The sequence below is a fragment of the Cyanobium sp. Candia 9D4 genome (assembly GCF_024346155.1).
In the GTDB taxonomy this organism is placed as follows: domain Bacteria; phylum Cyanobacteriota; class Cyanobacteriia; order PCC-6307; family Cyanobiaceae; genus Cyanobium; species Cyanobium minutissimum.
This window is the reverse complement of sequence record NZ_JAGQCK010000004.1, coordinates 141,463-164,542: the sequence shown is the minus strand read 5'-3', so window position 1 is coordinate 164,542 and position 23,080 is coordinate 141,463. Positions and strand designations below refer to the sequence as shown.

At 70.4% G+C, this 23,080-nt stretch carries 23 protein-coding genes and 1 tRNA gene; 10 read left to right on the top strand and 14 right to left on the bottom strand.

The genetic code is table 11. From position 1 onward, the window contains the following. Positions 1-10 precede the first annotated feature (10 nt). Positions 11-2,353, top strand: a complete 2,343-nt coding sequence (locus KBZ08_RS11045; RefSeq protein ID WP_254972933.1) for a transglycosylase domain-containing protein — start codon at positions 11-13, stop codon at positions 2,351-2,353. Positions 2,354-2,371: 18 nt separating this feature from the next. On the opposite strand, the gene KBZ08_RS11040 is transcribed toward KBZ08_RS11045, so the two are convergent. From KBZ08_RS11040 to atpD, 3 genes are read right to left on the bottom strand one after another with little or no spacing between them, the layout of a single operon-like run. Then, positions 2,372-3,475 carry a rhomboid family intramembrane serine protease gene (locus KBZ08_RS11040; protein WP_106220363.1) on the bottom strand — a complete coding sequence of 368 codons (1,104 nt, stop codon included), beginning with the start codon at positions 3,473-3,475 and terminating at the stop codon, positions 2,372-2,374. Positions 3,476-3,506: 31 nt separating this feature from the next. Continuing rightward, the gene (gene atpC / locus KBZ08_RS11035) at positions 3,507-3,914 is read right to left on the bottom strand and encodes an ATP synthase F1 subunit epsilon (RefSeq protein WP_106220362.1); all 408 of its coding nucleotides are present in this window, start codon (positions 3,912-3,914) and stop codon (positions 3,507-3,509) included. A gap of 13 nt (positions 3,915-3,927) precedes the next feature. After that, positions 3,928-5,394 carry a F0F1 ATP synthase subunit beta gene (atpD, locus tag KBZ08_RS11030; protein ID WP_106220361.1) on the bottom strand — a complete coding sequence of 489 codons (1,467 nt, stop codon included), beginning with the start codon at positions 5,392-5,394 and terminating at the stop codon, positions 3,928-3,930. Positions 5,395-5,642: 248 nt separating this feature from the next. Between atpD and groES the strand changes: the two genes are divergently transcribed. The 3 genes from groES to KBZ08_RS11015 all read left to right on the top strand — a co-directional run bounded on the left by groES (position 5,643) and on the right by KBZ08_RS11015 (position 9,593). Beyond that, positions 5,643-5,954: a co-chaperone GroES gene (gene groES, locus KBZ08_RS11025; RefSeq protein ID WP_015110667.1), complete on the top strand. Its 312-nt coding sequence runs from the start codon at positions 5,643-5,645 to the stop codon at positions 5,952-5,954. A gap of 53 nt (positions 5,955-6,007) precedes the next feature. Next, the gene (gene groL, locus KBZ08_RS11020) at positions 6,008-7,645 is read left to right on the top strand and encodes a chaperonin GroEL (protein ID WP_015110666.1); all 1,638 of its coding nucleotides are present in this window, start codon (positions 6,008-6,010) and stop codon (positions 7,643-7,645) included. 328 nt (positions 7,646-7,973) lie between these two features. Then, the gene (locus KBZ08_RS11015; protein ID WP_254972931.1) at positions 7,974-9,593 is read left to right on the top strand and encodes a B12-binding domain-containing radical SAM protein; all 1,620 of its coding nucleotides are present in this window, start codon (positions 7,974-7,976) and stop codon (positions 9,591-9,593) included. Here the strand turns inward: KBZ08_RS11015 and msrB are convergent. The 3 genes from msrB to gpmI are packed head-to-tail and all read right to left on the bottom strand — an operon-like array spanning position 9,548 to position 11,888. Continuing rightward, positions 9,548-10,051 carry a peptide-methionine (R)-S-oxide reductase MsrB gene (gene msrB / locus KBZ08_RS11010; RefSeq protein WP_254972930.1) on the bottom strand — a complete coding sequence of 168 codons (504 nt, stop codon included), beginning with the start codon at positions 10,049-10,051 and terminating at the stop codon, positions 9,548-9,550. The two genes, KBZ08_RS11015 and msrB, sit on opposite strands and share 46 nt — an antisense overlap. 5 nt (positions 10,052-10,056) lie before the next feature. After that, positions 10,057-10,287 carry a preprotein translocase subunit SecG gene (secG, locus tag KBZ08_RS11005; RefSeq protein ID WP_254972929.1) on the bottom strand — a complete coding sequence of 77 codons (231 nt, stop codon included), beginning with the start codon at positions 10,285-10,287 and terminating at the stop codon, positions 10,057-10,059. A 32-nt stretch (positions 10,288-10,319) separates the two neighbouring features. Next, positions 10,320-11,888: a 2,3-bisphosphoglycerate-independent phosphoglycerate mutase gene (gene gpmI / locus KBZ08_RS11000; RefSeq protein WP_254972928.1), complete on the bottom strand. Its 1,569-nt coding sequence runs from the start codon at positions 11,886-11,888 to the stop codon at positions 10,320-10,322. Between the two features lie 193 nt (positions 11,889-12,081). Between gpmI and pyrR the strand changes: the two genes are divergently transcribed. Then, positions 12,082-12,645, top strand: coding sequence for a bifunctional pyr operon transcriptional regulator/uracil phosphoribosyltransferase PyrR (pyrR, locus tag KBZ08_RS10995; RefSeq protein WP_106220357.1), 564 nt, complete (start codon positions 12,082-12,084; stop codon positions 12,643-12,645). Between the two features lie 7 nt (positions 12,646-12,652). On the opposite strand, the gene KBZ08_RS10990 is transcribed toward pyrR, so the two are convergent. From KBZ08_RS10990 to KBZ08_RS10980, 3 genes are all read right to left on the bottom strand, one after another. Further along, positions 12,653-12,871 carry a ferredoxin-thioredoxin reductase variable chain gene (locus tag KBZ08_RS10990; RefSeq protein WP_106220503.1) on the bottom strand — a complete coding sequence of 73 codons (219 nt, stop codon included), beginning with the start codon at positions 12,869-12,871 and terminating at the stop codon, positions 12,653-12,655. Positions 12,872-12,911: 40 nt separating this feature from the next. Next, entirely contained in the window at positions 12,912-13,739 is an 828-nt protein-coding gene (locus KBZ08_RS10985; RefSeq protein ID WP_106220356.1) for a hypothetical protein, read from the bottom strand. 123 nt (positions 13,740-13,862) lie between these two features. Further along, positions 13,863-15,416, bottom strand: coding sequence for an Hsp70 family protein (locus tag KBZ08_RS10980; protein WP_106220502.1), 1,554 nt, complete (start codon positions 15,414-15,416; stop codon positions 13,863-13,865). Between the two features lie 113 nt (positions 15,417-15,529). Between KBZ08_RS10980 and KBZ08_RS10975 the strand changes: the two genes are divergently transcribed. The 3 genes from KBZ08_RS10975 (at position 15,530) to KBZ08_RS10965 (ending at position 16,745) form a co-directional block, all read left to right on the top strand. Continuing rightward, positions 15,530-15,757 carry a DNA-directed RNA polymerase subunit omega gene (locus tag KBZ08_RS10975; protein WP_015110657.1) on the top strand — a complete coding sequence of 76 codons (228 nt, stop codon included), beginning with the start codon at positions 15,530-15,532 and terminating at the stop codon, positions 15,755-15,757. A gap of 19 nt (positions 15,758-15,776) precedes the next feature. Continuing rightward, positions 15,777-16,196: a DUF1818 family protein gene (locus tag KBZ08_RS10970; protein ID WP_254972926.1), complete on the top strand. Its 420-nt coding sequence runs from the start codon at positions 15,777-15,779 to the stop codon at positions 16,194-16,196. Positions 16,197-16,490: 294 nt separating this feature from the next. After that, positions 16,491-16,745 carry a DUF2811 domain-containing protein gene (locus KBZ08_RS10965; protein WP_015110655.1) on the top strand — a complete coding sequence of 85 codons (255 nt, stop codon included), beginning with the start codon at positions 16,491-16,493 and terminating at the stop codon, positions 16,743-16,745. 29 nt (positions 16,746-16,774) lie between these two features. Here the strand turns inward: KBZ08_RS10965 and KBZ08_RS10960 are convergent, their stop codons facing one another. From KBZ08_RS10960 to KBZ08_RS10940, 5 genes are all read right to left on the bottom strand, one after another. Beyond that, the gene (locus KBZ08_RS10960) at positions 16,775-17,242 is read right to left on the bottom strand and encodes an EVE domain-containing protein (RefSeq protein WP_106220354.1); all 468 of its coding nucleotides are present in this window, start codon (positions 17,240-17,242) and stop codon (positions 16,775-16,777) included. A gap of 12 nt (positions 17,243-17,254) precedes the next feature. Next, complete coding sequence (gene murD, locus KBZ08_RS10955; protein ID WP_254972923.1) at positions 17,255-18,673, bottom strand: UDP-N-acetylmuramoyl-L-alanine--D-glutamate ligase; 1,419 nt, start codon at positions 18,671-18,673, stop codon at positions 17,255-17,257. 107 nt (positions 18,674-18,780) lie between these two features. After that, positions 18,781-18,852, bottom strand: a tRNA-Val gene (locus KBZ08_RS10950). 233 nt (positions 18,853-19,085) lie between these two features. Then, positions 19,086-19,859: a photosystem II S4 domain protein gene (locus KBZ08_RS10945; protein WP_106220352.1), complete on the bottom strand. Its 774-nt coding sequence runs from the start codon at positions 19,857-19,859 to the stop codon at positions 19,086-19,088. Positions 19,860-19,872: 13 nt separating this feature from the next. Next, positions 19,873-20,376, bottom strand: a complete 504-nt coding sequence (locus KBZ08_RS10940; protein ID WP_254972922.1) for a hypothetical protein — start codon at positions 20,374-20,376, stop codon at positions 19,873-19,875. Between the two features lie 87 nt (positions 20,377-20,463). On the opposite strand from KBZ08_RS10940, the gene serA reads away from it, so the two are divergent. Next, positions 20,464-22,050, top strand: a complete 1,587-nt coding sequence (gene serA, locus KBZ08_RS10935; RefSeq protein ID WP_106220350.1) for a phosphoglycerate dehydrogenase — start codon at positions 20,464-20,466, stop codon at positions 22,048-22,050. Beyond that, positions 22,050-22,994: a 50S ribosomal protein L11 methyltransferase gene (locus KBZ08_RS10930; protein WP_254972920.1), complete on the top strand. Its 945-nt coding sequence runs from the start codon at positions 22,050-22,052 to the stop codon at positions 22,992-22,994. Before serA ends, KBZ08_RS10930 begins: the two co-directional genes overlap by 1 nt. Positions 22,995-23,080: the final 86 nt, after the last annotated feature.

The following is a 23,080-nucleotide window of genomic DNA, read 5'->3' as shown; positions in this document are numbered from 1 at the left end:
CGGGCCGGGGATGGGGGGGACGACGGAGCAGGCGTCGGCTGGCGCCAGTACCCCAGCCAGTACCGCATCCAGCACCGCAGCCAGCACCGCCCCTGCCACCTCTGCTGAGGCCTCACCGGCCTCCCAATCCCCCGGCGCACCGGCCGGACCCGCCGGCTGGGCCGGCCTCTGGCGGGCCCTGAGAGCCCCCTCGGCGGGCGGCCGCCGCCGGGACCTGGCGGCAGCCCTGGGGGGGCTGAGGCACCACGACGCCTGGCTGGAACTCTGGATCGGCGGCCAGTGCCGCCGGCGGCTGGCGCTGGAGGGGGGCCGCTACCGCATCGGCCGGGATCCCCTCTGCGAGCTGCAGGCCGACGCCACGGGCGTCAGCCGGGTGCACGCCATCGTCGAGCAGGAGAGGCCCGGTGACCGGGACTATATGGGCGAGGACTTCGGCTCCGCCAATGGCCTGTTCCACCGGGATCGCCGCATCCGCACCATCCGCCTGCGGGACGGGGACCGGCTCCAGCTCGGCTCGCCGCTCAAGGGCGAGGCGCCCACCCTGGTGTACCGCCATCCCCGCAGCCCCCTGGGGCAATGGGTGCACTGGGGTGCCATCGGCGCCCTGGTGGGCTCGGGCGTCGCCCTGGGGGGCCTGCTGCTGGCCACCACCGTCGCCGGCGGCTCCTCGATCCGCTCGGTGAGCGGACCGGTGAAGGTGTTCTCCACCGACGGCCGCCAGATCGATGCGGCCGAGGGCTCCTCGACGGCCCTGCCGACCCTGGCCGACTACCCCCTGCACCTGCGCCAGGCCCTGATCGCCTCGGAGGATTCGCGCTTCGGCTGGAACAGCGGCATCGACCTGTTCGGCACCCTGCGCTCCCTGGTGCAGGGCACCGGCGGCGGCAGCGGCCTCACCCAGCAGGTGGCCCGCATGGTCTACCCGGCCGTGGGCACCGACGTGTCGGTGGCCCGCAAGCTGCGGGAGCTGTGGGTGGCCTGGCAGCTGGAGGCGGGGTTCAGCAAGAACCGCATCCTCAAGATGTACCTCGACCGGGCCTACCTGGGGCTGGGGGCGGAGGGCTTCGAGCAGGCGGCCCAGCTGTATTTCCGCAAGTCGGCCAGCGCCCTCGACGTGGCGGAATCGGCCTTCCTGGTGGGCCTGCTGCCGAGCCCCAACAGCTACAGCCCCTGCAACCGGGAGAACCCCACCTGGGGCCGCGAACGCCGCGACCTGGTGCTCGGGCGGATGCACGCCGAGGGCTACCTCTCCGACCAGGCGTTGATCGACGCCCGCCGCCGGCCGCTCAACATCGACCCCTCCGCCTGCCGCGCATCCACCTATTCCAGCTACCCCTTCTTCAGCGACTACGTGATCGGCGAGCTGGAGGGTCGGCGCTTCGCCCTCGACCTCAGCAGTCCGGAGGCTCGGGGCAACTACGCGGTGATCAGCAGCATCGATCCGCGCCTGCAGGCCATCGCCCAGAAACAGCTGAAGGCGTTCCTCGAGGGGCCGGGGGCGAGGGCCGGGCTCACCCAGGGCGCCCTGATTTCGATCGACTACGCTACCGGCGTGATCCTGGCCTACGTCGGCGGCGGCGACTACAGCCGCTCAAGCTTCGATCGGGTGCAGGCCCTGCGTCAGCCCGGATCCACCTTCAAGTTGTTCGCCTTCCTCGCGGCCCTGGAGGCCGGGGCGAAGCCCGGCGATGCCGTCTCCTGCGCCCCCCTCTCCTACGTGGCCGGCTGCCGGAGCGGGGGTGGCAGCACCAGCGTGGCGGCGGGCTTTGCCAGCTCCGAGAACGTGGTGGCCCTGCGGCTGGCCCAGCAGGCCGGCCTGAACAAGGTGGTGGCCAAGGCGCGCCAGCTCGGCATCAGCACGCCGATGGAGGAGAGCTTCTCGATGGTGCTGGGCGGCAAGGAGACCTTCCTCTACGAGCTGGCCCGGGCCTACGCCGTGGTGGCCAACGGCGGCCGCTCGGTGCCCCTGCACGGGGTGACGCGCATCTACGACCTGGGCATCTGCGGCTCGGTGCGCTCCCTGGCCAGCTGTCCGGCCGCCGGCGTCACCACGCCGATCGGCGAGAAGCCCCAGCAGCTGATCGACCCGGCGCTGGCCGCCGAGATGGATGCCCTGCTGCGGGGGGTGGTGAGCGGCGGCACCGGCCGCGCCGCCGGAGTGGTGGCCGATGCCCGCGGCAAGACCGGCACCACCGACAACGGCGTCGATGTGCTGTTCGTGGGCTACTCCCCCTCCAGCCGCATCCTCACCGGCATCTGGATGGGCAACGACGACAACCGCCCCGCCGAGGCCGCCTCCGGCGCCCTGGTGGCCGAGCTCTGGGGGCGGTACATGCGCGCCCTGGCGGGCTGAGGGAAGCCGAGCAGGCCCTCAGCCGAGCCAGCCCAGGCCCCGGCCCAGTTCCTGGGCACGGGTGACCAGCGCCCAGGCGATGCCGGCCAGGGTCCCCCAGCACCAGGGGCTGCTCAGGAGCCGGGCGAGGGGGGTGCTGGTGTCCTGGGGATCGCGGCGGGGCAGCTGCCAGCCCAGCTGCAGGGCCCCGTACACCACCAGCAGCACCCAGGCCGGAAAGTCGACCTCACCGACCGGGAAGGGATGCACCTTCCAGTGCAGCAGGCTGAGGCTGCAGGCCAGGGCGATGAGGGCGGCGATGGGCCCGGAGGCGCCGTCCCACTGCCGCAGCACCCGGGCCCGGCGGGCCACCAGCACCGCCGGCGCCGTGGTGGCCAGGGCGGTGAGCGCGAAGCGCAGCAGCAGGGAGGAGAGCGGCAGCGGCGTGCCGCCCAGCACGATCACCAGCATCCCCAGGTTGAGCAGGGCCTCGCCGTTGGCGGCGTGGATCCAGGGGGCCGTGATCCAGCACCAGGCGCGGTGGGGGTCCCCGGTGGCCTCGAGGGTCAGGGGCCAGCGGCGGCGCAGTCCCTTGAGGGGGCCCAGGGCCAGGGCCTGGATCAGGGCCAGGGCCACCACCAGCACCGGGCCGCTGCCCCAGCCCCAGGGATCGAAGAACCACGTCTCCAGCTCGCCGCCGGCCCAGAACAGCACCGGGGCCGAGGCGGCGGCCAGGGCCAGCCCCGGGCCGAGGGGGCGCAGGGCCTCCAGCCGGCCCAGGGGGAGGGGAATGGCGGCGGCCGGGGAACCGGTGCCAGCCGCAGCGGAGCCGGGCCTGGAGGGGGCCACGCCGGAGCAGGCTTCGAGCAGGTCGAGCAGTTCGGCCAGCACACCAGGCGCATAGATCCCGGCCAGATGGCTGCTGAGGGCGGCGACGGCGCTGCGCTGGGGTCCACCCTGGAGCTGCAGCACCCGCTGCAGCAGGGGCTGGGTGGCCAGGTCCCGCACGGGACCACGCAAGGCCTCCTCCGCCCCGAGGGCGTCGATCAGTCGGTTGGCCAGGGCCTGGGGGTTGTCCAGGCTGACGGAACCGGTGGCGATCCACTCCCGCAGCTGCAGACCCAGCTCCCGACCCTTGCCCATGGCCGCGGCGTCCCGGTCCGCAGGGGCGCGATCAGGCGCCCTTGCTGGCCTGGAGACGGGCGCGGGCGCGGGCCAGGGCCTGCTGGGCCTTCACCTTCTCGGGGCTGGGATCGGAGCCTTCCAGCGCCGCCGCGGCCTGCTGGGCCGCCTCGAAATCGGTCTGGGCGGCGGCGGCATTGATGCTGCTGCCCAGCTCGGCGCCGTTGACGAGCACGGTGACCTCATTGGCCACCACCTCGGCGAAGCCCCCCATCAGGGCGATCGACTGCCAGTTGGCACCCTCCCGCACCCGCAGCACGCCGCTGTCGAGGGCGGTGAGCATGGAGACGTGGCCGGTGAGGATGCCGAGCTGGCCGGTGGTGCCGGGGAGGATCACTTCGTCGGCGGTGCCGTCGAAGACGCTCTGATCGGGGGCGAGGACACGCAGGGTGAGGGTCATGGGGTTTCCCGGATCAGGACTTGGCGTCGGCGAGGATCTTGGCGGCCTTGGCCTTCACCTGATCGATGTTGCCCACCAGGTAGAAGGCGGCTTCCGGCAGGTCGTCGAGTTCACCGGCCAGGATCATGTTGAAGCCCTTGATGGTGTCTTCGAGCTTCACGTACTCACCGGACTGGCCGGTGAAGATCTCGGCCACGAAGAACGGCTGGGAGAGGAACTTCTCGATCTTGCGGGCCCGGTCCACCGTGCGGCGGTCGTCCTCGGAGAGTTCGTCCAGACCCAGGATCGCGATGATGTCCTGCAGCTCCTTGTAGCGCTGCAGGGTGGACTGCACAGCCCGGGCGGTGCGGTAGTGCTCGTCGCCCACGACGGCGGGCTGGAGCATGGTGCTGGTGGAATCGAGGGGATCGACCGCCGGGTAGATGCCCTTGGAGGCCAGGCCGCGGCTCAGCACGGTGGTGGCGTCGAGGTGGGCGAAGGTGGTGGCGGGCGCCGGGTCGGTGAGGTCGTCGGCGGGGACGTAGACGGCCTGGATCGAAGTGATCGAACCCTCCAGGGTGGAGGTGATGCGCTCCTGCAGCTCACCCACGTCGGTGCCGAGGGTGGGCTGGTAGCCCACGGCCGACGGCATGCGGCCCAGCAGGGCGCTCACCTCGGAGCCAGCCTGGACGAAGCGGAAGATGTTGTCGATGAACAGCAGCACGTCCTGCTTGTTCACGTCGCGGAAGTGCTCGGCCATCGTGAGCGCCGACAGGCCCACCCGCATGCGGGCGCCGGGGGGCTCGTTCATCTGGCCGTAGCAGAGGGCCACCTTCGACTTGGAGAGGTCGTCGGCGTTGATCACGCCCGACTCCTTGAACTCCTCGTAGAGGTCGTTGCCCTCACGGGTGCGCTCACCCACGCCACCGAACACGGAGACGCCGCCGTGCTCCTTGGCGATGTTGTTGATCAGCTCCTGGATCAGCACGGTCTTGCCGACGCCGGCGCCACCGAACAGGCCCACCTTGCCGCCCTGGCGGTAGGGGGCCAGCAGATCGATCACCTTGATGCCGGTCTCGAAGACCCGGGGCTTGGTCTCCAGCTCGGTGAGCTTGGGAGCCTGGCGGTGGATCGGAGCGGTCATGGTGCTGGTGACCGGACCCTGCTCGTCGACGGGCTCACCGAGGACGTTGAAGATGCGGCCCAGGGTGGCCTCACCCACGGGGACGGAGATGGGGGCGCCGGTGTCGAGGGCGCTCATGCCGCGCACCAGGCCGTCGGTGCTGCTCATGGCCACGGCGCGGACCCGGTGGTCGCCCAGCAGCTGCTGCACTTCGGCGGTGAGGGCCACCTGCTGGCCGGCGGAGTTGGTGCCCTCGATACGGAGGGCGTTGAAGATCTTGGGCAGCTTGCCCGCAGGAAATTCCACGTCGAGGACCGGGCCGATCACCTGGCGCACGGTGCCTTTGGTACCAGGGACGGCGGGAGCGGCAGCAGCCATAGGTAAGGAAGGAAGGAGGGGTGCCAGCGGGATCCTGCACCCGTCTGAAGCGGCGCAACCTTACCACCGCAGGGGGCCTGACGGTCTGCGGTTCGGTCACCCGCACAGCCCGGGGATGGCGTCAGAGCCGGGGTGCCGCCTAGGTTGGCAGTCGAAGGGCGCGAGTGCCAACTCGCCCCACCCCAGCGACGCTCCGGCCCCGGCCGATCCCTCGTCGCTGTCTTCGCAACCATTCTTCGCGTCATTTCATGGCTGCCGTTTCCCTCAGCGTCTCCACGGTCAAACCCCTCGGAGATCGCGTCTTCATCAAGGTGTCCGAATCGGAGGAGAAAACCGCCGGTGGCATCCTTCTGCCCGACACCGCCAAGGAAAAGCCCCAGGTGGGTGAAGTGGTCCAGATCGGCCCCGGCAAGCGCAACGACGACGGCTCCCGTCAGGCTCCTGAGGTGGGCGTCGGCGACAAGGTGCTCTACAGCAAGTACGCCGGCACCGACATCAAGCTCGGCACCGACGAGTACGTGCTTCTGTCCGAGAAGGACATCCTGGCCGTCGTCAACTGATCTGACGGCGTTTCCGTCGGCATCACCTTCAACCAAGCAATCTTTTTTCTTCCATGGCCAAGCGCATCATCTATAACGAGCAAGCCCGCCGGGCGCTCGAACGCGGCATCGACATCCTTGCCGAAGCCGTGGCCGTCACCCTCGGCCCCAAGGGCCGCAACGTGGTGCTGGAGAAGAAATTCGGCGCTCCCCAGATCATCAACGACGGCGTCACGATCGCCAAGGAGATCGAACTGGAGGACCACATCGAGAACACCGGTGTGGCCCTGATCCGTCAGGCCGCCAGCAAGACCAACGACGCCGCCGGTGACGGCACCACCACCGCCACCGTCCTGGCCCACGCCATGGTCAAGGCGGGTCTGCGCAACGTGGCCGCCGGCGCCAACGCCATCACCCTCAAGAAGGGCATCGACAAGGCCACCGAGTTCCTCGTCGGCAAGATCGAGGAGCACGCCAAGCCGATCTCCGACTCCAACGCCATCGCCCAGGTGGGCACCATCTCCGCCGGCAACGACGAAGAAGTCGGCCGCATGATCGCGGACGCCATGGACAAGGTGGGCAAGGAGGGTGTGATCTCCCTCGAGGAAGGCAAGTCGATGACCACCGAACTGGAGGTCACCGAAGGCATGCGCTTCGACAAGGGCTACATCTCGCCCTACTTCGCCACCGACACCGAGCGGATGGAAGCGGTGCTCGACGAGCCCTACATCCTGCTGACCGACAAGAAGATCGGTCTCGTCCAGGACCTGGTGCCCGTGCTCGAGCAGATCGCCCGCACCGGCAAGCCCCTGCTGATCATCGCCGAGGACATCGAGAAGGAAGCCCTCGCCACACTGGTGGTGAACCGTCTGCGTGGCGTCCTGAACGTCGCCGCCGTCAAGGCTCCCGGCTTCGGTGACCGCCGCAAGGCCATGCTCGAGGACATCGCCGTTCTCACCAACGGTCAGCTGATCACCGAGGACGCCGGCCTCAAGCTGGAGAACACCAAGCTGGAGATGCTGGGCACCGCCCGCCGCATCACCATCAACAAGGACACCACCACCATCGTCGCCGAAGGCAACGAGGCGGCGGTCAAGGCCCGCTGCGAGCAGATCCGCAAGCAGATGGACGAAACCGACTCCTCCTACGACAAGGAGAAGCTGCAGGAGCGTCTGGCCAAGCTGAGCGGCGGTGTGGCCGTGGTCAAGGTGGGTGCTGCCACCGAGACCGAGATGAAGGACAAGAAGCTGCGCCTGGAAGATGCCATCAACGCCACCAAGGCGGCCGTTGAGGAAGGCATCGTCCCCGGCGGTGGCACCACCCTGGCCCACCTGGCCCCGGCCCTCGAGGAGTGGGCGGCCGCCAACCTCTCCGGCGAGGAGCTGATCGGCGCCACCATCGTGGCCTCGTCCCTCACCGCCCCGCTCAAGCGGATCGCAGAGAACGCCGGTGTCAACGGCGCCGTCGTCGCCGAGCACGTGCGCAACAAGCCCTTCAACGAGGGCTACAACGCCGCCACCGGCGAGTACGTCGACATGCTGGCCGCCGGCATCGTCGATCCCGCCAAGGTGACCCGCTCCGGCCTGCAGAACGCCGCCTCGATCGCCGGCATGGTGCTCACCACCGAGTGCATCGTGGCCGACCTGCCCGAGAAGAAGGAAGCAGCTCCCGCCGGTGGCGGCGGCGGCATGGGCGGCGACTTCGACTACTGATCGCCCTGCGGTCAGCGTCGGATCTCCACTCCTTCGCTTTCAGTTCCAAGCGCCCCTGCGGGGGCGCTTTTTTGTGCCTTCGCGTCCATCGCAGAGCTGATCAAAATTCCAAGGAGACGAAAGATCGCCGTGAACTTGCAGCAATGACGGCGCAGATTCGCATCAGCCAAAGCCGCCAGTGAGGCCCGCTTCCACTCCAGCGACCGGCGGGTGAATGGAAGCAAGAAATGTGTGGCGGCAGCGTGATTCCTCTCCAGCTGCCTACGTTCGAAGGGAAGGACCAGACCGGCACCTGCGGCCGGGCCATCGCCATCCCGCCGCTGCTGTGATGAACGCCCTTCTCCTCTATCCCCACTTCCCGAAAACCTTCTGGTCGTTCGACCGGTTCCTGGAGATGGCCGGCGTGAAGGCCTTCATCCCGCCACTGGGGATCCTCACGGTGGCCTCCCTGCTGCCGCCGCACTGGCATCTGCGCTTCCACGACAGGAACGTGGCCGAGGAGACGGAGGACGACTGGCACTGGTGCGACCTCGTGATCGTCTCGGCGATGCTGGTGCAGCGCGAGGACTTTCACCATCTGATCCGCCTGGCGGTGGCGATGGGTAAAAAAGTGGCGGTCGGCGGGCCCTATCCCACCTCCCTGCCGGAGCATGCGCTGCAATCAGGAGCCCACTATCTGATCCTGGATGAGGGTGAAATCACCGTTCCCGCCTTCCTGGCGGCCTTCGAGCGCGGTGAACCCTGCGGGGTGTTCCGTGCCCTCGAGAAGCCGGATGTCAGCCTCAGCCCCAGGCCCCGCTACGACCTGCTGCAACGCGACGCCTATCTGATGATGGCCGTGCAGTTCTCCCGCGGCTGTCCGTTCAACTGCGAGTTCTGCGACATCATCAACCTCTACGGCCGCAAGCCGCGGACCAAGGAGAACCACCAGATCCTGGGGGAACTGCAAATCCTCTACGACCTGGGCTGGCGGGGATCCATCTTCATGGTGGATGACAACTTCATCGGCAATCAACACAACGTCAAGCGTCTGCTGAACGATCTGATTCCCTGGATGCGGGAGCATCGCTACCCCTTCAACTTCCTGACCGAAGCCTCGGTGAATCTGGCCGAGCAGCCCGAGCTGCTCGATCTGATGGCCCGGGCCGGCTTCTTCGGGGTCTTCCTGGGCATCGAGACCCCCGACCAGGACAGTCTGGAGCTCACCCGCAAGCGGCAGAACACCCGCCATCCCCTCGCCGAAGCCTGCCGGACCATCAATGCGGCGGGACTGGTCATCTACGCCGGGTTCATCCTCGGCTTCGACGGGGAGCGATCAGGTGCTGGAGAGCGTATCGAGGCGTTCGTCGCCGAGACGGCCATTCCCCAGCCGATGCTGGGCATCCTCCAGGCCCTGCCCAACACGGCACTCTGGACCCGGCTGGAGCAGGAGGGACGGCTCGTGCCGGAGGCCGATGTTCTCTGCGGCGACCAGAACACCCTGATGAACTTCGTGCCCTCCCGCCCGGCCCAGGACATCGGCCGCGAGTACGTGCGGGCCCTCTGGCGGATGTACGAGCCCGCCACCTATCTGGAGCGCTGCCTGCGCCACTGTCTCGCCATCACTCCCAATCCCCACTGCGCTCAGCAGATGCACGTGCCGCCGGCCCGGGCCGTCAGGCTTCTGGCCCTGCTGGTCTGGCACCAGGGCCTGCGCCGCCCGGAACTCCGGGGCCAGTTCTGGAGGCAGCTGGGGCAGATGGCCCAGCGGCAGCCCCGCCTGCTGGCCCTTTATCTGGGCCTCTGCGCGGCCGGCGAACACGTCTTCGAGTACCGCCAGCTGGCCCGGGAGCGCATCGGCGCCCAGCTGGGCCACGATCCACTCGCCATGCCGCCCACAACGCCCCCGCCGCCGCAGGCGGTTCAGCCGCCTGGCACAAAGGCCAGGGCCACGCCGTTGTTGCAGTAACGCTTGCCGGTGGGTTTGGGGCCGTCGTTGAACACGTGGCCTTGGTGGCCGCCACAGCGGCGGCAGTGGTATTCGGTACGCGGCAGGATCAGCTTGAAGTCGGTTTTCGTGGCCACCGCGTTGGGCAGGGGTTGCCAGAAGCTGGGCCAGCCGGTGCCGGAGTCGAACTTGGCCTTGGAGGAGAACAGGGGCAGGCGGCAGCCGGCACACACGTAGGTGCCGCTGCGCTTTTCGTTGTTGAGCGGACTGCTGAAGGGGCGCTCGGTGCCCTCATCGCGGAGCACCGCATAGGCCGCCGGACTCAGGCGTTTCCGCCATTGCGCCGGGCTCAGCTGCCAGGCCGGATCGGTGGCCTTGGCGGCAGCCAGAGCCCGGTCGGCGGGCAGGAAAGGCAGCAGTCCCGCCAGGGGGGCCCCCACCCGGGCCAGCAGGCTGGAGAGAAAGTTGCGGCGGTCCATCCGGTTCAGCCCAGCCAGCCGGCGCTCAGCACCACGGCCAGCCCCAGAAACAGGGAGAGCAGGATCCAGGTGATGCGGTTGAGGGTGTTCTCGGCGCTGCGGGCGCTGCTGAACATCGAGCCGCCACTGGAGGCCAGGCCCCCCATGCCATCCCCCTTGGGGCTGTGGAGCAGCACGCTGACGATCAGCAGGGCGCCGCTGAGCATCCAGAGCGATGAAACGATGTTCTTGACCATTGATCCAGCTTAGCCGCCGCGGGCCTGCAGCCTCAGGCGCCGAGGGTCTGGGGGATGCGGGCGGCGGGCACGGAGGCGGGCACCACCAGGGAGGTGCCGGTCATGCGGGCGGGCTTGGGCAGGCCCAGGATCTCCAGCAGGGTCGGGGCAATGTCGGCCAGGCCGCCATGCTCCCGCAGGGTGACGTCGTTGCCATGGCCCGGCAGCTTGCGCTTCTCCCCCTCCACCAGGATCACCGGCACCGGGTTGGTGGTGTGGGCGGTCCAGGGGAGGCCATCGGGGCCCTGCATTACCTCGGCGTTGCCATGGTCGGCGGTGATCAGCAGGCTGCCGCCCATGCGGGTGGTGGCCTCCACCAGCCGGCCCACGCAGCGGTCGACCGTGGCGATGGCTTCGGTGGCGGCCTCCATCTGGCCGGTGTGGCCCACCATGTCGGGGTTGGCGTAGTTGATCACCACCAGGGAGTAGATCCCCTTGCCGATGGCGGCGATGCAGCTGTCGGTGAGCTTCTCCGCCGACATCGCCGGCGCCTGGTCATAGGTGGCGACCCGGGGGGAGGGCACCAGGTGGCGGTCTTCACCGGGAAAGGCCTGCTCGATGCCGCCGTTCATGAAGTACGTGACGTGCGGGTACTTCTCGGTCTCGGCGGTGCGGAACTGGCGCAGGCCGTGCTCGGAGACCACCTGGCCGAGAAGGCCGTCGAGGGATTCGGGCGGGAAGGCCACCCGCACGGGCAGGCCCTGCTCGTACTGGGTGAAAGTGACCACATGGAGGGGGCCAAGCCACTCCCGCGGGAAGCCGTCGAACTCCGGCAGGACCAGAGCACGGATGATCTGGCGCACCCGGTCGGGGCGGAAGTTGAAGCAGACCAGGCCATCACCGCTCTCCAGCAGCCCCTCACTGAGGCGCACCGGCTCGAGGAATTCATCGGTGATGCCCGCCGCATAGGAGCCCTGCAGCACCTCCTCCGGCGTGAAGGGGCAGATCTCGGATGGCTCGGTCAGCAGGCGATAGGCCTTCTGGGTCCGCTCCCATCGCTGGTCGCGGTCCATGGCCCAGTAACGGCCGCAGAGGGTGGCGATGCGGCCCACACCGGCCTCGTCGATCATCGCCTGGATCCGGGCCAAGTAACCCGGGCCCCCGTGGGGGGCCGAGTCGCGGCCATCGGTGACCACATGGATCAGCACATCGGTGAGGCCGCGGCCGGCGGCCCAGCGCAGCAGACCGCCCAGGTGGTCGACATGGCTGTGGACGCCGCCATCGGAGCAGAGGCCGATCAGGTGCAGGGGGCGGCCGCTGGCCAGCAGGGTGTCACCCAGATCGTTGAGGGCCTGGTTGCCGGCGATCGAGCCGCTGCGCACCGCCTGGCCGATCCGCACCAGCTCCTGGCGGATGATCCGACCGGAGCCGATGGTGAGGTGTCCCACCTCCGAATTGCCCATCTGGTGATCCGGCAGGCCCACGGCGGCGCCGCTGGCTTCGATCAGGGTGTGGGGATAGGCATGCCAGAGGGCATCCATCACCGGGGTGTCCGCTTTCGTCACGGCGTTGTGATCGGCCTCCGGGCTGTATCCCCAGCCATCAAGGATGGCCAGAACCATGGGGGCGACGGGGGCAGCCGTCTCGCAGGGGACGCGTTCGCCGGTGCCGCCAGCGGACTGCTTCTGGGAGGGAGCTGCTTTCACCAGCGAGAAAATGTGCACGTTTCAACGCCACGCCAACCTACAGCCCCCCTTCAAGATCACCTTCTTCCGGCGTGGATGCGTCAGGCTTTGGTTACACGCCATACGCTTTGTGGCCAGACCTCAGGTCGCATCATCGGGTTCCTCCGACCGGCTGGAACTGCTCTCCGCCCAGGACCTGGGACGCACCCTCGACAGGCTCGCCTCCCAGGTGCTGGAGGCGGTGGCCGACAGCCAGGACCTCGTGCTGCTGGGCATCCCCACCCGCGGTGTGGCCCTGGCCCGGGTGCTGGCCGGGCGGCTGGAGGCGATCTGCGGCCATCCCATCGCCCACGGCAGCCTCGACCCCACCTTCCACCGCGACGACCTGGAGCGGGTGGGCACCCGCCTGGTGGAGGCCACCCAGCTGCCGGTGCCGGTGGACGGGCGCCAGGTGGTGCTCGTCGATGACGTCATCTTCACCGGCCGCACGGTGCGGGCCGCCCTGGAGGCCCTGCAGGGCTGGGGCCGTCCCCGCCGCGTGGGGCTGCTGGTGATGGTCGACCGGGGGCACCGGGAACTGCCGATTCAACCGGACTTCTGCGGCCGGGTGGTGCCCACCGCCCGCCACGAGACGATCCAGCTGTGCCTCCAGGCCATCGATGGCGAGGAGGGGGTCTACCTGCTGCGCGACTGAGGCGTTCTCAGACGGTGGCGAGCTCGTCCTCGCGGAAATGGGCCCGGAACTTGCCGAAGGCCACCACCACAGGCAGGGTCGGGCTGATGGGGCGACCCTTCCAGTCGTTCAGCACGTTGAACACCTCGCCCTGCTGCCCTTCCATATCAAAGGCTTCACCCCGATGCTGGGGGTGGTTGTAGACGACCACACTGCGGCACACCCTGACCTGATCACCTGGCTGCATGTCCACCGGGACGCTCTGCGCGGCCATCCTGTCATGGGGCTCAGCGCTGGCAGGCGCTCTCCGGCCCGGCCTCCACCACCCGTCCGCCCAGCTCCTTGCAGGCCTCCTGGAAGGCCTGCCACTCGTCCATGCCGGCGGCGATGCGGCGCTGCACCAGGCCATCCAGCTTCTCCCCGGACACCGTGTGGGGCAGGGAACCGTGGCTGTCGTGCTCCCGGTCCTTGCCCTGGAGCTGGTCGAGGCCCTTCTTGACCTCCTGCCGCAGGGGCTCACTCTGCTGTCGCCACCAGGGATGGTCGATGCGGTTGAGGCTGTCGAGGGCCTCCCACCAGCGCTTCTGCTTCACCAGCAGCGTCGCCCGCTCCAGCTGGGAGCGGTTGCGGTTCCAGATCGCCTGCAGGTCGTCGCCCATGGCGCTGCCGTCGTCCTTGCGCTCCTCCCCCAGGGGGGCAAGGGCCGCCAGAGCACCCTGCAGATCCCCGGCCTGGAAGCGGGTGCGGGCCAGGGTCCGCAGCTGGCGCTGCCAGCGCGCCAGCCGCTCGCGGTCGGAGGGGGTGCCGGCCCGGGAATTGATCACCTGGCGCTGCAGCCGCAGGGCCTCGCCCCACTCCTCCTGCCCCCAGAGCTGGTCGGCCTTGGCCCGCAGGCAGCGGCCCCGATCGAAGGGGGTGCGGCCGGGCAGCCAGCTGAGGGCCGCCAGCTGCTCGCTGTAGCGGAGGCAGTCATCGAGGCGGCCGCTGGTGGACGCCTGCTCCAGACGCACGGGCAACTGGCGCTCCCACCAGTAGCCCAGGCCGATGGCGGCGGCGACCGAACCCAGGGTGATGGCCAGCCAGAAGCGCGGGAGTCTGTGCCGGCGGAGGGCCAAGGGGGGAGAAACAGCGCGGTTCTCCACCGTTGTATGCAACGGCGGCGACCGGCGCCCGGTCGCGGGGGCAGCCTGGTCGGCGTCCACCCCCGTCGGCGGCCAACGGCCCTGTCCCCGGGGCACTCAGCGCACCGGACCCAGGGGGCACGGCTCGCTCCGGCCGCCGTCGGCGGCGGCCTCCAGGTCGTCCCACGCCACCAGGAGCCGGGCCTGGGCATCGATGGAGAAGCGCAGCCGCAGCCGGTCGACGCCGCGCTGACCCGGGGAGGGCAGGGGGATGGTGAGTGGCGGCGCTGACCAGGGCCGCACCGGGGCCGCCCCCGCCGGCCGCTCACGCAGCACCGGCAGCCCCGCCTCGAAGACCACTTCGGCCCGCTCCTCCGGCAGGGGCTCCCCCAGCACCAGCTCCAGCTCCTCCTGGCCGTCCTGGCTGCAGGCCAGCACCAGCTCCAGGGGCTGCTCCGTGGGCCAGCTCTGGCCGGCCACGAACAGGGGATGCCAGCGGTGGGCCCCGCTGCGCCGGTCCCAGCAGCGCAGGGAGACGCCACGGGCCAGCACGTCGCGGACACGGACCCCGGGGGTGAGGGCCAGGGCCCCCAGCGCCACGGCCTCCACCGGCCGCTCGCCCCGCAGGGGCACGCCGGGGCAGCGGAGCTCGAGCCAACGACGGATCAAAGGAATCCTGCTGCTGCCCCCCACCGGCAGCACGGCGTCGATGTCCCCCAGCCCCAGCCCCTCCCGGCGGGCCGCCGCCAGGACCGCCTCCAGCAGACCGTCCAGGAGCTGCGGCAGCCCGCGTTCCTCCAGCAGCCGCTCGAAGACGGGCCGGGTCAGGGTGAGCTCGCGGAAGGAACCGGTTGCCGGCTGGATCTGCCGGGCTTCGGGGGCCTCGCTGAGCTGGCACTTGATCCGTTCGGCGAGCTGGAGCAGGGCGCCGTCGACGGGCCCCTCCGGGCAGAGGTGGGCCGCGATCCAGCGATCGATGTCCCGCCCGCCCAGGGCCACCCCCGCCTTGCCGATCACCCGGGCGCAGCGCAGGCTCTGGCCGCTGCGGGTCAGGTCCCGGCCGGCGAAGCGCAGCAGCTGGGCGATCGGCGCCGCCCGCCCCTCACCGCCCTCCAGGGCCACCAGGGAGAGATCGATCGTGCCGCCGCCCATGTCCACCACCAGCACCCGGCTGCCGGGGGGCAGGCCGGCGCCGATGGCGGCGGCGGTGGGCTCGTCCACCAGCGCCAGCTCGGGCACCGCCAGGCCGCGGCTGGCCCGCTCCAGCCAGGCCCGGTAGCCGCGGTAGGTCTCGATCGGGGCGGTGAGCACCAGCCGCTCCGGCACCAGCCCCGCCGGCAGGGCCCGCCACAGGCCCTCGAGCAGCAGGGAACCGGCCCGCTCGGCACTGAGCCAGCCCGGCTGCGGGGCGGACGCCGGCCCGCCGATCCGGCGCTTGAAGTCCCGGCACAGGCCGGGGTGGTCGCCATCGGCCAGGGCCGCCTCGAGCACCTGCCGGCCGATCAGGGGCCGTTCGGCGTCGGGAGCCTCCAGCCACAGCAGGCTGGGCACCACACAGGGGTCACCACAGCTGTAGGGCGGCAGGGGCAGCAGGCCGGGGGGGCCCTGGCGGTCCTGCCAGGCCACCACGGTGGTGCTGCTGCCCAGGTCGATGGCGAGGGTTCCGCTCATGGTGAGGGTTCCGCTCATGGCTCAATGGGTGGCTCCCCTTCTAGGCCGGTGCCGGCAGGAAGGGGCGGGCCGATGGGCTGATCTAGGGTGTTGAGACTGATGATCAGGCCCGCATGCCGAGCAGCGAACTCAACGCCAAGGAACTGGCCCAGCGGGGGGAGAGCCTTATCCGTCACTCCTCCAACCGTTACCTGACCACCGTTCGCATCGCTTTCCGGGCCAAGCAGCGTCGCTTCGATGATTTCGACGGCCTGCTCGACGACTCGATGATCAAGCCGGTCCAGCGGGCCATCATCGAACTCAGCGACGAGCAGGACCAACCCGACCTGCTGCCCGGCTGAGGGTCCGCGCCACGCCGCCGTGGAAATCTGCGAGGGCCAGGGCTGGCGGCTGGTCGTGGATCCTGCCCGCGCTCCCTTCATCGCCCTGATCGGGGGCGACGGCTGGGCCAGTGAACTGACCGCCGCCGAACTGCGCGCCCTGCAGCTGGCCGCCGCCCAGCTCACCGCCCAGCACCGGGCCATGGCCGATGTCCTGATGGCCGAAGAGGCCGTGGCCATGGAGGTGGAGCTGCCGATCGGGGATGCCGGTGACGCCGGATGCCTGTGGCTGGGCCTGGACGGCGACCGGCACCGGTGGACGCTGCAGCTGGTGCTCACGCCCGGCCCGGGAGGCCGGGGCATCGAAGGGGGCTGGGGGGCCGCCGCCAGCGAGGCGTTCATCACCGCGCTGGAGCGCCTGAGACCCGCTGAGCCAGGGGGCGGGGATCAGGATTGTTGATCGTTGGCGGATTCCCCAGCCGCCCCCCCGGTTTTGCACCGTTTCTCCCCAGGCCGGCGGCGGTCGCCGCTGGCCAGCGGCCCCGGATGGGGAGAAGCGGCTGGCGGCGCCGCCGCCGCTTGACAGGGGAAGGCAACCATTCCTGAGCGGCCGGAGTGGCCCCGGGGACGCCCCGAAGCCCCTGCGGTGGCTGGTGTCTCAGGCTGGGACGGGGGGCGCCGGGCCGCCGCCGGCGGCGTTTGACGTGGCCCCTCGGGTGTGGAGAACTGGCTCACGCCCTGCCCGCCATCCGCGATGCCCCGCCCGAGAACACTGCCACTGGATGGGGCCGAGTCTCTGGTGAGCCTGCGGGCGGAGGTGCCCGCGCCGCTGCTGGAGGCCATGCGGGAGTTCATCGAGCAGCACCCCAACTGGGACCAGTACCGGCTGTTCCAGGCTGCCCTGGCGGGGTTTCTCGTGCAGAACGGGATCCGCAACCGCGGGGTGACCCGCTGCTACCTGGCCAACCTGTTTCCCGGCCACCAGGCCTTCTCGGCGCCGGCGGCCTGAGGCCGGGCCCGCGTCAGGAGGTCCAGGTCTCAGGCGTCCGGCTCCACCCCCAGCAGGCGGAACAGTCGGGCGGCACTGGCGTCGCTCACCGGCAGGATCGAGAGGCGATTGCCCCGGCGCACCACCGCCAGGTCCTCGACACTGAACTGCTCCCGCAGGGCGTCCAGGCTCAGCATCGCCGGAAAGGTGGCGCGGTAGGCGAGGCGGACGCAGTCCCAGCGCGGAGCCTCCGGCTTCGAGGCCGGGTCGAAGTACTTGGAGGCGGCATCGAACTGGCTGGGATCCACCAGCCCCGTCTCGATCACCTCCATCAGGCCGACGATGCCGGGGGGGCTGGTGTTGGAGTGGTAGAAGAAGGCGCGGTCACCGATCTGCATGGCGCGCATGAAGTTGCGGGCCTGGTAGTTGCGGATGCCGTCCCAGAGGGTGCTGCCCTCCGCCTGCAGGTGGTGGATGCCGTAGACATCCGGCTCGCTCTTCATCAACCACCAGGCCATGGAGCGTCCGCCTCAGCTGTCGGTGTCGAGGGCCAGCACCAGCCGGCGGAAGTGGTCGCCGCGGGCCTCGAAACTGGTGTACTGGTCGAAGCTGGCACAGGCCGGGGAGAGCAGCACCCCCCGGCAGCCGAGGGCGGGGGCCAGCGTCGCGGCAAGGGCCACCGCACCCTCCAGGTCCTGCTCCTGCTTCACCACGCCGCCGTAGCCACTGGACTCCAGCAGGCCGGCGAACTCCTGCCGTGCCGCGCCGTAGAGCACCACCGCCGCGGCCCGCTGCCGCAGCTGCTCCAGCCAGGCCCCGGCCTCCCCCTGCTTCGACTGGCCACCGGCCAGCACCACCAAAGGACCCTCCAGGGCCCGCAGGGCCACCTCGGCGGCGTCGTAGTTGGTGGCCTTGCTGTCGTTGAACCAGGTGATGCCCTTGAGGCTGCGGAGGCGTTCGAGCCGGTGGGGGACACCGGGGAAACAGCGGCAGGCGGCCTCCATCACCGCCGGCTCCAGGCCGGCGTGGAGCCCGACCGCCACGGCCAGCAGCAGGTTCTGGCGGTTGTGGGCACCGGGCATGGCCAGGGCGGAGGCCGGGAACAGGGGGCCCTGGCGGCCCCGCACCTGATCGTCCCCGTCGATCCAGAGCACCGGATCAAGCCCCGCCGGCAGCGCCTCCCGGGGGCCGGCGGTGATCCACTCGGCCTGGTCCCAGCTGTCGGCGTGGTGGCGCAGGTCGGGATCGTCGGCGTTGAGGATGCGGACGCGGGAGCGCTCCAGCAGACTCCGCTTGATGGCCCGGTAGGCGGCCAGGGTGCCGTGGCGCTCCAGGTGGTCGGGGGTGAGGGTGGTCCAGACGCCGATCGCCGGCGCCACGGCGGGGGCGGCCTCGATCTGGTAACTGCTCAGCTCCACCACCAGCCAGTCCGGGCGGGGCCCCTGCTCCAGACGCCGCTGCAGCACCACCTCGGCGGCGGAGATGCCGACGTTGCCGCAGAGGGGCGCGTCCCGGCCGGCCTGCTGCAGCAGGTGCTGCACCAGGCAGGTGACGGTGGTCTTGCCGTTGGTGCCGGTGATGCCGATCCAGGGCACGTCGCGGCTGGCCTGCCAGGCGGGCACGATTTCCCCCTGCACCTGCACCCCCCGGGTGCGGAGCGCTTCCAGCACCGGGTGGTTCCAGGGGATGCCCGGGCTGACCACCACGGCCGCCGGCGGCAGCGGCAGGTCCTGGAACGCCTCGAGGCTCAGGGGCACGCCGAGCCGCACCGCGAGGGCCTCGCTCTCCAGCTGATCCGCCAGGGCCCGGTGCTCCGGCGTGTCAGCGCTTTCGATCACCACAACCGTCTCGCCACGGGCCTGCAGCAGACGGGCGGCCCCCAGACCGGACCGGCCCAGACCCACCACCACCGTGCAGGAGGGAGGGGCAACGGCCTCGGCGGGACTCACGCTGGCAGGCTCATGTTCGGGATCGGGTGAGGGTAGCAGTGAAGAGATCACTGCACCCAACCGGATTCAGATGCAGGACCTCAGCAATCTTCAATGGACGCAATCTATGGGCGATACTGGAATCGAACCAGTGACTCCTACCGTGTCAAGGTAGTGCTCTACCTCTGAGCTAATCGCCCGAGCTCGGAATCACCGAAGTGGCACCGAATTCAGATCCTTTCGAATCAATTCCGGTTCATGACCCTGACCATCCCAGGTGATCGAGAAGGCTGGTCATCCCCGGGACAAAAACTTCACCTGATGCCGGACTGTCACAGGCGAACTGTAACGGGAGGACGATCAGGATCCGGTTTTCACCCAGGGTTTTCCTACTCGCCGGCCTTCCCTCCTGTCAACTTGCGCCGGCCGGCCCTCAATGGCGCTCCAGCCGGATCCGGAAGCGCTCCCGCTTGGTGGGTTCGATCGCCAGCACCTCCAGCTCCCCCCGCCCCTCCAGCTGGACCCGCGCCCCCACCGCCAGGGGCTGGCTGGGGCTGCTGACCAGCTTCCAGTCGAGGCGGACGGCCCCCTGCCGGATCAGGGTGGCCATGCGGTTGCGGGACAGCCCGAAACCGGCCGACGCCAGGGCATCCAGCCGCAGGGAGGCCTCCACCGTCGTGAGCTGGCGGGGCAACCGGCGGGCCGGCAGCTGCAGCGCCTCGATGGGCCGGGCCTCGAACCGCACCGGCACCGTGCGCACCAGGCCCTCGGTGCCGTCCAGTCGCCGGGCCAGGGACTCGCTGACGATCGCCTGGGCGCCCCGATCGCCCCGCAGCCACAGGTCCCCCCGCTCCTGGGGCATGGCCCCGGAGCGGGCCAGCCCCTCGGCCATGTCGGCCGCCGAGGCGGGATCGAACAGGAAGTTGCCGCTGATCTCCAGCCCCAGCAGGGCGGGGGCCGCCGGCTCCTGTCCGGTTCGTGCCAGCAGCAGGCAGCGGCGCTCGGCGCCGGGGTGGCCACCCTCACTGGCGAGGCTCAGCTCGCTGAGGGTGCCGAGCCGGTCCTCGGCCTCCTCCCGCACCGCCGCCTCGAGAAAACCGCTGACCTGGGGCTCCCAGGTGCGCAGGGCCGTCTCCGCCAGGGTGAAGAGCGCCCCGAGCGTCTCCGGGTGGCGACTCCCCTCCAGCAGGTCCCGTCGTGGAAGCATGGGCCCTCCGGCCTCAGGTGTCGTCCAGCCGCACGACCGCCGTCGGTCGCGCCAGCTGGATGGTGGTCCAGGGGATCTCCCGGCCGACGGGGGCCTCCAGCAGCAGCAGCCAGCAGCCCTCATCGAGCCGGTTGCGCAGGATGCGGATGCGGTCGTCCTCCTCCGAACTGACGCTGGCGGCGGCGGCGAAGCTGCCCATCCAGCCGGAGCCCATGCCCAGCAGGCCGCCGATCAGGGGCTCGCCGTAGGCGCCGGCGAAGCTGAAGGTGTGCAGATCCGTGATCTGGGTGAAGGTGAGCCCGGCCAGGAACCCGAAGGGCAGCAGCCAGCGGACCATCGACTGTTGCCGCCGCCGCCGGGCCGTGGCCGGATCCAGCCGCTCAACCTCCGACATGGTCGCCTCACCGCTGCCGATCGCCAGCACGCGGGTCGGGGCCGGTTGCAGCGCCAGCAAGCGATCCCGCAACGCATGCAGGCGGTCACGGTCGTCCAGCACGACCACCACACTCAGGGACATGGGCTCCTCTCCGCACCGCTCTCTACACTGCACCTCCGGCCTGCCCCCCTGGGGGCGCACCCCCCGCCCTCCCCACCGCTGCCGGACATGACGAAGGTTCTGGTCTCCGATCCCATCGACCAGGCGGGGATCGACATCCTCTCCCAGGTCGCCCAGGTGGACGTGCGCACGGGTCTGAGCCCGGAGCAGCTGGTGGGGTGCATCGGTGACTACGAGGGGCTGATGATCCGCTCCGGCACCCAGGTGACCGCCGAGGTGATCGAGGCGGCAAGCCGTCTGCGCATCATCGGCCGGGCCGGTGTGGGCGTCGACAACGTCGATGTGCCCGCCGCCACCCGCCGCGGCGTGATCGTCGTCAATTCCCCGGAGGGCAACACGATCGCCGCCGCCGAGCACGCCCTGGCGCTGATGCTCTCCCTGTCGCGGCACGTGCCCCACGCCCACGCCAGCACCATCGCCGGCGGCTGGGACCGCAAGACCTACGTGGGCAACGAGCTCTACAAGAAGACCCTCGGCGTGGTGGGCCTCGGCAAGATCGGCTCCCATGTGGCCCGCGTCGCCCGGGCCCTGGGCATGGACGTGGCCGCCTACGACCCGTTCATCTCCGCCGAGCGCGCCCAGCTGCTGCAGGTGCGGCTGCTGCCCCTGCCCCAGCTGTTCGCCGAAGCCGACTACGTCAGCCTGCACCTGCCCCGCACCCCGGACACCGAGAACCTGGTCAACGCGGCGCTGCTGGCCACGATGAAGCCCACCGCCCGCCTGGTGAACTGCGCCCGCGGCGGCATCATCGACGAGCAGGCCCTGGCCGATGCGGTCGAGAACCGCGTCATCGCCGGCGCCGCCCTCGACGTCTACGCCAAGGAGCCGCTGGCGGCCGATTCCCCCCTGCGGCTGGTCAAGGAACGGCTGATCCTCACCCCTCACCTGGGCGCCTCCACCGAGGAGGCCCAGGAGAACGTGGCCATCGACGTGGCCGAGCAGATCCGGGATGTGCTCCTGGGTCTTCCGGCCCGCAGCGCCGTCAACATCCCCGGCCTGACCCCCGAGGTGATGGAGCTGCTCAAGCCCCATCTGCAGCTGGCGGAAACCCTGGGCCTGCTGCTCAGCCAGCTGGCCGGCGGCCAGATCAGCGAGCTGGAGGTGCGGCTGCAGGGTGAATTCGCCTCCCACCCCGCCCAGCCCCTGGTGGTGGCGGCCCTCAAGGGCATCCTCTCGGCCGCCCTGGGCGACAGCATCAACTACGTCAACGCCACCCTGGAGGCCAAGGAGCGCGGCATCCACGTGCTTGAGGTGAAGGACGACGCCAGCCGCGACTTCGCCGGCGGGTCGCTGCAGCTCAGCTCCCGCAGCCCGCGGGGCAACCACAGCGTCACCGGGGCGGTGTTCACCGACGGCGAACTGCGCATCACCACCATCGACGAATTCCCAGTGAACGTGACCCCCAGCCGTCACATGCTCTTCACCCGCCACCGGGACATGCCCGGCATCATCGGCCAGCTGGGCTCCCTGCTTGGCGAGCACAACGTCAACATCGCCTCGATGCAGGTGGGCCGCCGCATCGTCCGGGGCGACGCCGTGATGGTGCTGAGCCTCGACGATCCGATCCCCCCCAGCCTGCTGGCGGTGATCCACGGCATCAACGGCATCCAGGCCGCCCACCCGGTCACCCTCTGATGGGCCTGGTCTGGTGGCGGCTGGAGATGGCCGCCCCGGCCGAACTGGAGGAGTCCCTGCTCTGGAAGCTGCCGCTCCTGGGGGTGGCGCGGGTGGCGCTCCAGCACCCCCCAGAGGCGCCGCAGCAGCGTCAGCTGCTGGCCTGGCTGCCGGAGAGCGACTGGCCCGCCGACCAGCGCCAGGAGCTGGAGAGGGCCCTGGCCCCGCTGGGGGAACCCTTTGACCTGCCGCTGCCGCCGATCCAATGGAAGCGCCAGGCCGATGAGGACTGGAGCCTGAGCTGGAAGAGCCACTGGCGGCCCGATCCGGTGGGGGAGCGGCTGCTGGTGCTGCCGGCCTGGCTGGAGGTGCCGCCCGAGCAGGCCGGGCGGCTGGTGATCCGCATCGATCCGGGCAGCGCCTTCGGCACCGGCAGCCACCCCACCACCCGCCTCTGCCTGGAGGGCCTGGAGGGCCTCGCCGGTGAGCGGGAGCAGGCGGGGCTGGGGGCGGGCCTGGAGGGGCTGCGGGTGGCCGATCTGGGCTGCGGCAGCGGCATCCTGGGCCTGGCCGCCCTGCGGCTGGGGGCGGCGAGCGTGGCCGCCGCCGACACCGACCCCCTGGCGGAGCGGGCGACCCGACAGAACGCGGCCCTGAACGGCCTGGACGGCACCCGCGGCCTCACGGTGACCACCGGGTCGGCCGAGGCCCTGGTGGCGCTGCTGGACGGCCGTCGGGCGGATCTGCTGCTGTGCAACATCCTGGCGCCGGTGATCGAAGCCCTGATTCCCTGGTTCGAGCACCTGCTGAGTCCCGGCGGCGTGGGCCTGCTCAGCGGCCTGCTGGTGGATCAGGCCCCAGGCCTGGAGCGGGATCTGGCGGCGGCGGGCTGGCGTGTGGAAGGGCGGGTGGAACAGGACCGCTGGGGCCTGCTGCGGATCCGTTCGGCATCGGATGTTGCATAAGGCACGCTGATCTGTGTCCTGGCTTTGATTGGGCTTCCCGGCCTGCGAGCCCAAGATCGCCGGGAAAGCCCCCTGTCGGATGTAGG

Bases quoted from the DNA above. Each gene is read 5' to 3' on its own strand.
- KBZ08_RS11045 (WP_254972933.1), top strand. From the start codon at position 11: ATGGGGGGGACGACGGAGCAGGCGTCGGCTGGCGCCAGTACCCCAGCC.
- KBZ08_RS11040 (WP_106220363.1), bottom strand. From the start codon at position 3,475: ATGGGCAAGGGTCGGGAGCTGGGTCTGCAGCTGCGGGAGTGGATCGCC.
- atpC (WP_106220362.1), bottom strand. From the start codon at position 3,914: ATGACCCTCACCCTGCGTGTCCTCGCCCCCGATCAGAGCGTCTTCGAC.
- atpD (WP_106220361.1), bottom strand. From the start codon at position 5,394: ATGGCTGCTGCCGCTCCCGCCGTCCCTGGTACCAAAGGCACCGTGCGC.
- groES (WP_015110667.1), top strand. From the start codon at position 5,643: ATGGCTGCCGTTTCCCTCAGCGTCTCCACGGTCAAACCCCTCGGAGAT.
- groL (WP_015110666.1), top strand. From the start codon at position 6,008: ATGGCCAAGCGCATCATCTATAACGAGCAAGCCCGCCGGGCGCTCGAA.
- KBZ08_RS11015 (WP_254972931.1), top strand. From the start codon at position 7,974: ATGAACGCCCTTCTCCTCTATCCCCACTTCCCGAAAACCTTCTGGTCG.
- msrB (WP_254972930.1), bottom strand. From the start codon at position 10,051: ATGGACCGCCGCAACTTTCTCTCCAGCCTGCTGGCCCGGGTGGGGGCC.
- secG (WP_254972929.1), bottom strand. From the start codon at position 10,287: ATGGTCAAGAACATCGTTTCATCGCTCTGGATGCTCAGCGGCGCCCTG.
- gpmI (WP_254972928.1), bottom strand. From the start codon at position 11,888: ATGGTTCTGGCCATCCTTGATGGCTGGGGATACAGCCCGGAGGCCGAT.
- KBZ08_RS10990 (WP_106220503.1), bottom strand. From the start codon at position 12,871: ATGCAGCCAGGTGATCAGGTCAGGGTGTGCCGCAGTGTGGTCGTCTAC.
- KBZ08_RS10980 (WP_106220502.1), bottom strand. From the start codon at position 15,416: ATGAGCGGAACCCTCGCCATCGACCTGGGCAGCAGCACCACCGTGGTG.
- KBZ08_RS10975 (WP_015110657.1), top strand. From the start codon at position 15,530: ATGCCGAGCAGCGAACTCAACGCCAAGGAACTGGCCCAGCGGGGGGAG.
- KBZ08_RS10965 (WP_015110655.1), top strand. From the start codon at position 16,491: ATGCCCCGCCCGAGAACACTGCCACTGGATGGGGCCGAGTCTCTGGTG.
- KBZ08_RS10960 (WP_106220354.1), bottom strand. From the start codon at position 17,242: ATGGCCTGGTGGTTGATGAAGAGCGAGCCGGATGTCTACGGCATCCAC.
- KBZ08_RS10945 (WP_106220352.1), bottom strand. From the start codon at position 19,859: ATGCTTCCACGACGGGACCTGCTGGAGGGGAGTCGCCACCCGGAGACG.
- KBZ08_RS10940 (WP_254972922.1), bottom strand. From the start codon at position 20,376: ATGTCCCTGAGTGTGGTGGTCGTGCTGGACGACCGTGACCGCCTGCAT.
- serA (WP_106220350.1), top strand. From the start codon at position 20,464: ATGACGAAGGTTCTGGTCTCCGATCCCATCGACCAGGCGGGGATCGAC.
- KBZ08_RS10930 (WP_254972920.1), top strand. From the start codon at position 22,050: ATGGGCCTGGTCTGGTGGCGGCTGGAGATGGCCGCCCCGGCCGAACTG.